Source organism: Actinobaculum sp. oral taxon 183 str. F0552, from assembly GCF_000466165.1.
Taxonomy (GTDB): domain Bacteria; phylum Actinomycetota; class Actinomycetes; order Actinomycetales; family Actinomycetaceae; genus Peptidiphaga.
In genome coordinates, this window is the sequence record NZ_KE951447.1 from 660 (window position 1) to 8,622 (window position 7,963).

Here is a 7,963-nt window from a genome sequence, read left to right on the forward strand (position 1 = left end):
ATCGCGGCCGTCGCGACCACGACAACCGCCGCAACGACCGCGACGACCGCGGATACCGCGACGACAGGGGATACCGCGGCGGTCGTGGGTATCGTGATGAGGGATACCGAGGCGACAGAAACGGGGGAGGCGGCTCTCAGAGACGCGACCCCGTGGTCCCCGAATCGGTGTCGGCCCGAGACCTCGACGCGGAATCCCGACGCAGGCTCGCCAGCCTGAGCAAGGACAACGCCGATCGCGTCGCCCGCCATCTGGTGTACGCCGGATCGATGATGGACGTCGATCCCGAACTGTCCTACGAGCACGCGCGGGCGGCCTGCAGAAGCGCTGCGCGCATAGACATCGTGCGGGAGGCGCTCGGACTGTCGGCGTATCTCACCGGACGCTACTCGGAGGCTCTTCGCGAGCTCCGAACGTTCAGGCGCATGACCGACGACTACGCGCACGCGGCCATCGAGGCGGACTCCGAGCGCGGGCTCGGCCGCCCTGAGAAGGCCCTCGCCTTCATCTCCGAGATTCCGCTCAAGCGACTCGACCCCGAATCGCGGATCGAACTCGCCTTGGTGACATCCGGCGCCCGCGCCGACGCAGGAGATTCGGAAGGGGGCCTGGCCGTCCTCGAGAAGATCAACGTCGAGAATCTGGAGCAGATGCTGCGGGCGCGGATCGAGCTCATCCGTGCCGACCGCTACGACGAACTCGGCAGGGACGAGGAGGCGGCCGAACTGCGCAGTCGCTGGGAGCCCGTCTTCGCGCAGGAAGGCCGGGTCGATGTGTACGACTCCGACGACGAGGACGCCGAGGTCGTCGGCGAACCCGACGGCGACGCCCCCGCCCAGGCCGACGGCGAGGCGCCCGCGCCCGGACCGGAAGCCGAGGAGGACGCACCGGAAGTCCCCGAAGAAGGCCTGGGAGGCGCCGGTACCGAGGACGGCGAAGATTCCGGGGAAGATCCCGGAGAGGGCGCCGCCCGGATCGGAGACGGCGGCGGCGAGACGACCCCGCTCGACGGCGGCGAAACAGGCGACGTCACGGCAGGAGACGCCGACGGGGACGCTGACGAGGCCCCCGGCGCCGACCGAACCGGTGAAGCCGCCCCGGACGGCGAACCGAACGAGACTGAGGACGCGGCCGACGGGGAGGCCGAATGAGCGCTCCACTGTCATCCCGCTACGATGTCGGGCTCTTCGATCTCGACGGGGTCTGCTACCTGGGAAACGATTCGATCCCCCACGCCCCCGAAGAGGTCAATCGGGCCGTCGCCGGAGATTTCAAGAACGCCTACGTCACGAACAACGCGTCCCGCCCTCGCGAGGATGTGGCGCAGCAGCTGAGCGGAATGGGGTTCCCGGCGACGGCGGCCACAGTCCTGACGTCTGCGGAGATCGCGGTCGACATGACGCTGCGACTGTTCGGCGAGGACGCCACGGCATTGATCATCGGCGGCCCGGGATTGCGGAAGGCGGCGCGGAACGCCTCGCTGACGGCGGTCGAATCCGCCGACGACAGGCCTGACGTCGTCCTGCAGGGCTTCTCCCCGGACGTCGGCTGGCCGGAGCTGTCCGAAGCCGCCCTGGCCATCCGCGCGGGCGCCACCTACATCGCGACGAATCTCGACAAGACGATCCCCCGCGAACGGGGCCTCATGGTCGGCAACGGATCCCTTGTGACGGCGGTGGCCGTGTCCACCGGCGCCACGCCCCTCTCGGCGGGCAAACCCGAGCCCGAGATCTTCCGCGCAGCCGCGGCCCTGATGGAGGCCGAACGTCCGCTCGCCATCGGCGACAACCTCGACACCGACATCAAGGGCGCCGTGGCGGCCGGAATCGACAGCATGCACGTGCTCACTGGGTTGGCGAGCGCCCGCGACATCTGCCTGGCGCCCTCCGACGTCCGGCCGACCTACCTGTGCGACGACATGCGCGGCCTCAACGAGCCGTATCCCGAGGCGGCCGTCGAAGGCGCGCGAGCCCGCGTGGGCGAGGCCTTCGCGGAGTGGACCGGCCAGGGCTTCGACGTGACGGACGCAGGCGAGGCCGTCGACGTGTCGAATGGGGCCAGCCTGGCGCTCGACGCATACAGGGCTCTCGTCCTGGCGGCGTGGCGCGCCGCCGACGCCGGGAGCGACGTTTCCCGGAGCGTCGGCGAACTCCGAGTGGTGAGACTGTGACGCAGCGCTGATGGCACGCCTCATCCGCGTCGACGCCGAGCTGGTCAGGCGGGGGCTGGCGTCCTCCCGCCGCCACGCCCAGGAGCTCGTCGAATCGGGATTCGTCAGGCTGAGCGGGGAGACGGTCCGCAAAAGCGCCAGGCAGATGGATCCGGCTCAGCCCCTCCTCGTCGTGGAGGGCGAGCGCGACGAGTACGTCTCCCGCGGAGCCCGCAAACTCGCGGGAGCCCTGGACGCGCTCGGCGAGGCGGCGCCCGCCGTCGCGGGCCGCAGGTGCCTGGACGCCGGCGCCTCGACAGGGGGATTCACCGACGTGCTCCTGCGCAGGGGGGCGGGGCACGTGGTCGCGGTCGACGTCGGCTACGGACAGATCGCCTGGCGGCTGCGCGAGGATCCGCGTGTGACGGTCCTGGAGCGCACGAACGTGCGCACGCTCGACCCGGCCGCGGTCGCCCCCGCCCCCGGCCTCGTCGTCGGCGACCTCTCGTTCATCTCGCTGACCCTCGTCATCCCCTCTCTCGTACGGGCCGCGGCGGCCGAGGCCGACTTCCTCCTCCTGGTCAAGCCGCAGTTCGAGGTGGGCCGGGAGCGCCTGGGGGCCGGGGGAGTCGTCAGGGACACGCGGCTGCATGCGGAGACGGTCATGGCAGTCTCCGCGTGCGCGCGCTCCCACGGGCTCGACGTGCTCGCGGCGATCGCCTCCCCGTTACCCGGCCCGGCCGGGAATGTAGAGTATTTCCTGCACATGCGCGCCGGGAGCGGGCAGGAGCCCGACGGCGGCCTCGAATCCGCCGTCCGATCCGCCATCGCAACGGGCCCGGCGGGAAAGGAAGCCAGGAAGTGACGGATCGAAGGATCGCAATCGTCGCCCATCCCGAACGCGGAGTCGACGACGGGTCGGTCTCCACCATCACCGGACTCCTGCGGGACAGCGGCCTGAGCGTGGATCCTCATCCCGACCGCGACAGCGTGGGCGGATGCGAGCTCATCCTCGTGGTGGGCGGCGACGGGACCATCCTCAGGGCGGCCGAGCTCAGCCGGGCCGTGGGCGTGCCCATCCTGGGCGTCAACTACGGGCACGTCGGCTTCCTCTCTGAGGCCAAACCCGATGAGGCGCCCGACGTCGTCGCGCAGATCGTCGAGCGCCGGTGGGGCGTCGATCCGCGCATGACCATTGACATCGCCGTCTCCCGACCCGACGGAAGCGTCGCGCACGACTGGGCGCTCAACGAAGTGGCCATGGAGCGGGACGTCGACTCCCGCACCTTCGAGGCGTCCATCGGGGTCGACGGATGCGAGCTGTCCTCCTTCAAGGTCGACACGGTCCTCTTCTCCACGGCGACCGGATCGACGGCCTACAACTTCTCCGGCGGCGGGCCGATCGTATGGCCGGACGTCGAGGCCATGGTGCTCACGCCGGTCGCCGCGCACGCCCTCTTCACCCGCCCCCTCGTCGTAGGGCCGGCCTCTCGACTCGAACTGCACGTCGTCGACGGCGACGCCCGGGCCAAGTGCGACGGACGTCGGGAGCTCATGGCCCCGGCCGGATCCTCCATCACGGCGGTCAAGGGATCCCACCCCGTCCTGTTGGCCCGACTCGACGACGTGCCCTTCTCAGGCCGCCTGGTCGACAAGTTCAAACTCCCCGTCCACGGCTGGCGGGAATAGGGAAGACGATGATCGAGTCGCTGCACATCGAGAACCTCGGCGTCATCGCCGAGGCGACCCTGGATCCGGGAGCCGGGCTGACCGCGCTGACGGGGGAGACCGGTGCGGGCAAGACCATGGCGATCACGTCCCTCGAACTCATCCTCGGAGGCAAAGCCGACCCCTCGAAAGTGCGCGCGGGAGCCTCCATGGCTCGGGTCGAGGGCGTCTTCACCGTCGCCCGGGACTCGCCCCTCCTGCCGACCATCGACGGCGTCGGAGGAGCCTACGACCTCGAAGACGACAGGGCGGTCGTCGTCGTCTCCAGGCACATCCCCGCCAAGGGACGCAAGGGGCGCTCGGCGGCCTTCCTCGGGGGACGCCGCGTTCCCACGTCCGTTCTGCGCGACATCGCCCGGCATCTGGTCAGCCTTCACGGGCAGTCCGACCAGATTCGGCTCGCCACGGGCTCGCAGCAGCGCCGCGCCCTCGACGCCTTCGCCGGCGCGCCCGTCGCGCGGGCCCTGGAGGCCTGGCGCAGCGCCTACGGCGCCTACGGCGAAGCGGTCGCCGCCCTGGAGGAGTTCGACGAGACGTCCCGCGACCAGGCCCGGCAGCGTCTCGCCCTCCAAGCGCTCGTGGGCAAGGTCGACGCGGTTGAGCCGCTCCCGGGAGAGGACGACGCCTTGCGAGAAGAGGCGCACCGGCTGGAGAACGTCGAGTCGCGGTTCCTGGCCCTGTCGCAGGCCGCGGCGCACCTGGCGGGCTCCGACGCGGTCGAGACCGCGGCGATCGACGGCCTCGCCGAGGCCGTGAGAGCCTTGGAGGGCCTGGACGACGGCCGCGACGCCGCCGAACTCGCCTCGCGTCTGCGCGGGCTCGAAGCGGAGGTCAACGACATAGCGGCGACTCTCGCCGACATGGCGGGACGGGCCGAGGCCGATCCCGAAAGGCTCTCCGACGTCTACGCCCGCCGCCAGGCCCTGGCCGAACTCAGACGCGACCTGGGAATGGGGGCGGACGAGGCCATCCGGGCCGCGGACGAGGCGCGCGCGACCCTGGAGAGGCTCGGCGATCCGCAGGGGACCCGGGAGCGCCTCCGCGAGGCCGTCGACCGAGCCGAACGGGAGATGGAGGCCGCGGGCGGTGCACTCCACGAGTCCAGGGCCGAGGCGGCGCGCGCACTCGGCCGTCGGGTCGAGGAGGAGCTCGCCGAACTCGCCTTGTCGGGGGCGCGGTTCGACATCTCAGTCGAGCCCGCTCCGCCCGCCCCCCACGGGCGGGACGCGGTCGCCTTCCTCCTCGCGTCCCATAAAGGCGCTCCCCTCCTCCCCCTGGGAGAGGCCGCGTCGGGAGGCGAACTCTCCCGGATCATGCTCGCCCTGGAGGTCTGCCTGGCCGAGGGCAGCCGCGAAGAGCACACCTTCCTGTTCGACGAGGTGGACGCGGGCGTCGGCGGGCGGGCGGCCCTCGCCGTGGGGAAGCGTCTGGCGAGCCTGGCAGCCGACCGTCAAGTGATCGTCGTCACACACCTTCCGCAGGTGGCGGCCTACGCGGGCACCCAGGCCGTGGTCCGCAGGCAAGAGGGCGAACAGGGGGCCAGCACGGACGTCGTCGTCGTCGACGGGGAGGCCAGGCTGGCCGAACTGGCCAGAATGCTCTCGGGAAACGACAGCGAGACGGCCCGTGCGCACGCCAGCGAACTTCTGCGTCTCGCGATTGTGGCACGATAAAGCCGTGGTACTTGGATTCCGCCGGAAGAAGGAGGCTCCCGAGGCCGACGCGCGCAGCGGCGTCGCCCGCGTGGACCCCCGTACGAAGAACCTGACGAAGAGACTTCGCCCCGGAGACGTGGCGATCATCGACCACGTCGACATCGACCGCGTCTCCGCCGAAGCGCTCGTCGAATGCAAGCCCTCCGTCGTCGTCAACGCAGCCCCCTCGACCTCGGGGCGGTACCCGAATCTGGGGCCGGGCATCCTCAACAGGTCGGGGATCCCCCTCGTCGACGGCTGCGGCAGTGCCGTCATGGAGGTGCGCGAAGGTCAGCGCGTCCACGTCTCCGAAGCCGGAGAGGTCTTCGTGGGCGAGGAGTCCGTCGCCCACGGGACGATCCAGACCGCCGAGACCATCGCGCGCAACCAGGACGAGGCCCGCGAGGGGATGAACATCCAGCTCAAGGCCTTCGCCAGCAACACCATGGAGTACGTCGAACGCGAACAGGACCTCATCTTCGACGGGGTCGGCGTGCCCGACGTCAGGACGAAGTTCGAGGGACGCCACGTGCTCGTGGTGGTCCGCGGCTACCGGTACAAGGAGGACCTGGCGACCCTGCGCCCCTACATCCGCGAATACCGCCCCATCATGATCGGGGTGGACGGCGGGGCGGACGCCATCCTGGAGGAGGGCTACAAGCTCGACATGATCGTCGGGGACATGGACTCGGTCTCCGACAGAGCCCTGACCTCCGGGGCGGAGATCGTCGTCCACGCCTACCGCGACGGCAAGGCGCCCGGGCAGAAACGCGTCGAGGACCTGAACGTCCCGCACGTCGTCTTCCCGTGCACGGGAACCTCCGAGGACGTGGCGATGCTCCTGGCCGACGACAAGCACGCGAAGATCATCGTCGCCCTCGGCACGCACAACACGCTCATCGAATTCCTCGACAAGGGCCGCAAGGGCATGGCCTCCACGTTCCTCACGCGCCTGGCCGTGGGCGGCAAGCTCATCGACGCCAAGGGCGTGTCCCAGCTATACCGTTCGCGCATCTCCTCGTGGCAGATCCTCTCGCTCATCCTGGCCGGGTGCGTCGCGATCGCGGCCGCCATGGCCTCGACGGCGACCGGCCGGGCGACCTTCGGACTCATCTCCGCGTGGTTCGCAGACATCGCACACTGGTTCGGATCCCTCTTGTGAAAAGGTGGAACATGGTCGATTTCAGATATCATCTCGTTTCCCTCGTCTCAGTGTTCCTAGCGCTGGCCGTCGGCATCATCCTGGGCGCCGGCCCGTTGCAGAACGCGATCGGGGACACCCTCTCCAACCGGGTCGAGGCGCTGCGCGCATCGCGCGACGACGCGCGCGAGAAGTTCGACGCGGCCAACGACGAGCTCAAATCCTCGAACGCCGCCCTCAAGAAGGCCGGCGAACAGCTGGTCGACAAGACCCTGACGGGCCGGCGCGTCGCGCTCGTGGTCATGCCGGGCGCCTCCGACGAGGAGATCACCGCCGCCCAGGAGAGCCTGACACTGGCGGGGGCGACGATCACCGGGCGCATGGATCTGAACGCCAAGTACGCCAGCTCCGACGGCGCCGCACACCGCAAGGCCGTCGCGGGCCAGGTGGGCCCGGCCCTCGGGCAGGCGCAGGACGCCGGCCCCGACGACGTCATCGCGGCGGCGATCAGCCACATTCTGCGCAAGGGCGTCAACGACGGCGCCTCCGCCCCCCTCGTGGCGGCTCTGACGGCCAAGGGCGACGCCCTGGTGAAGATAGCCGACCTCAAGCAGCCGGCCGACGCCGTGCTGGTCGTCGCACCCAAAGAGCTCCGGCTGGCGAACGCCTCCAAGGCCAAGAAGGCCGCCGCGGCGAAGGTCTACACGCAGGCGTTCAAGGACCTCTCGGCCAAGGGGCCCACGGCCGCCCTCGGGGCCGACGGCGGCAAGAACGACCTCATCGTCTCACTCCGAGGGACCAAGAGCGGGTCGACGGTCGACCACGCGGGCGGGACCCAGGCGTCCATCAACACTCCCATCGCCGTCGCCTCGGAGATCCTGGGAGGGCACGTCCATCTGGGGACGGGCCAGAGCGCCGAGTCGCCCATCGGGACCAGAGTCGACGTGGCGGTGCCGGGGGCGGCCGGCTCGAACGCCGCGAACGGGAACGGAAACGGATAGGCAGGCATGGCGAATATGAAGAACGGGAAGCTCCGCGCTCTGTGCGCGGCCGCTCTGGCGGCGGGGGGAGCCGCCGCCGTGCAGCGCCTCCTTGACCGCAGGCCTCCCGCAGGCTCCTGGACGAGGACGTCCTACTCCGGCGCCGATGTGAGCTTGACGGAGGGGGCCGCCGCCGCCGGCGGCGTGGCGCTGGGCCTGTGCGCCCTGCCCGGGAAGGCGCGTCTCGGCGCCCTCGCCGCCGTCGCCGCGG

Annotated in this window: 8 protein-coding genes; all 8 read left to right on the forward strand. The window is 70.5% G+C overall.

Going from position 1 to position 7,963, the window contains the following annotated elements:
• Nucleotides 1–1,151, forward strand: a 1,151-nt coding sequence (locus HMPREF0043_RS11525) for a tetratricopeptide repeat protein (protein WP_198010306.1), incomplete at its 5' end; no start/stop codon positions are given.
• Entirely contained in the window at nucleotides 1,148–2,170 is a 1,023-nt protein-coding gene (locus HMPREF0043_RS07325; protein WP_021602366.1) for an HAD-IIA family hydrolase, read from the forward strand. The genes HMPREF0043_RS11525 and HMPREF0043_RS07325, both read left to right, overlap by 4 nt.
• Nucleotides 2,171–2,180: 10 nt before the next feature.
• A complete protein-coding gene (locus HMPREF0043_RS07330) occupies nucleotides 2,181–3,014 on the forward strand; it encodes a TlyA family RNA methyltransferase (RefSeq protein ID WP_021602367.1) in 834 nt (277 codons plus the stop codon).
• Entirely contained in the window at nucleotides 3,011–3,838 is an 828-nt protein-coding gene (locus tag HMPREF0043_RS07335; protein WP_021602368.1) for an NAD kinase, read from the forward strand. Before HMPREF0043_RS07330 ends, HMPREF0043_RS07335 begins: the two co-directional genes overlap by 4 nt.
• A gap of 8 nt (nucleotides 3,839–3,846) precedes the next feature.
• Complete coding sequence (gene recN, locus HMPREF0043_RS07340) at nucleotides 3,847–5,550, forward strand: DNA repair protein RecN (protein ID WP_021602369.1); 1,704 nt, start codon at nucleotides 3,847–3,849, stop codon at nucleotides 5,548–5,550.
• A gap of 4 nt (nucleotides 5,551–5,554) precedes the next feature.
• The gene (gene steA, locus HMPREF0043_RS07345) at nucleotides 5,555–6,733 is read left to right on the forward strand and encodes a putative cytokinetic ring protein SteA (RefSeq protein ID WP_021602370.1); all 1,179 of its coding nucleotides are present in this window, start codon (nucleotides 5,555–5,557) and stop codon (nucleotides 6,731–6,733) included.
• 11 nt (nucleotides 6,734–6,744) lie between these two features.
• Nucleotides 6,745–7,713 carry a copper transporter gene (locus HMPREF0043_RS07350; RefSeq protein ID WP_021602371.1) on the forward strand — a complete coding sequence of 323 codons (969 nt, stop codon included), beginning with the start codon at nucleotides 6,745–6,747 and terminating at the stop codon, nucleotides 7,711–7,713.
• A 6-nt stretch (nucleotides 7,714–7,719) separates the two neighbouring features.
• Nucleotides 7,720–7,963, forward strand: a 244-nt coding sequence (locus HMPREF0043_RS07355) for a hypothetical protein (RefSeq protein ID WP_021602372.1), incomplete at its 3' end; no start/stop codon positions are given.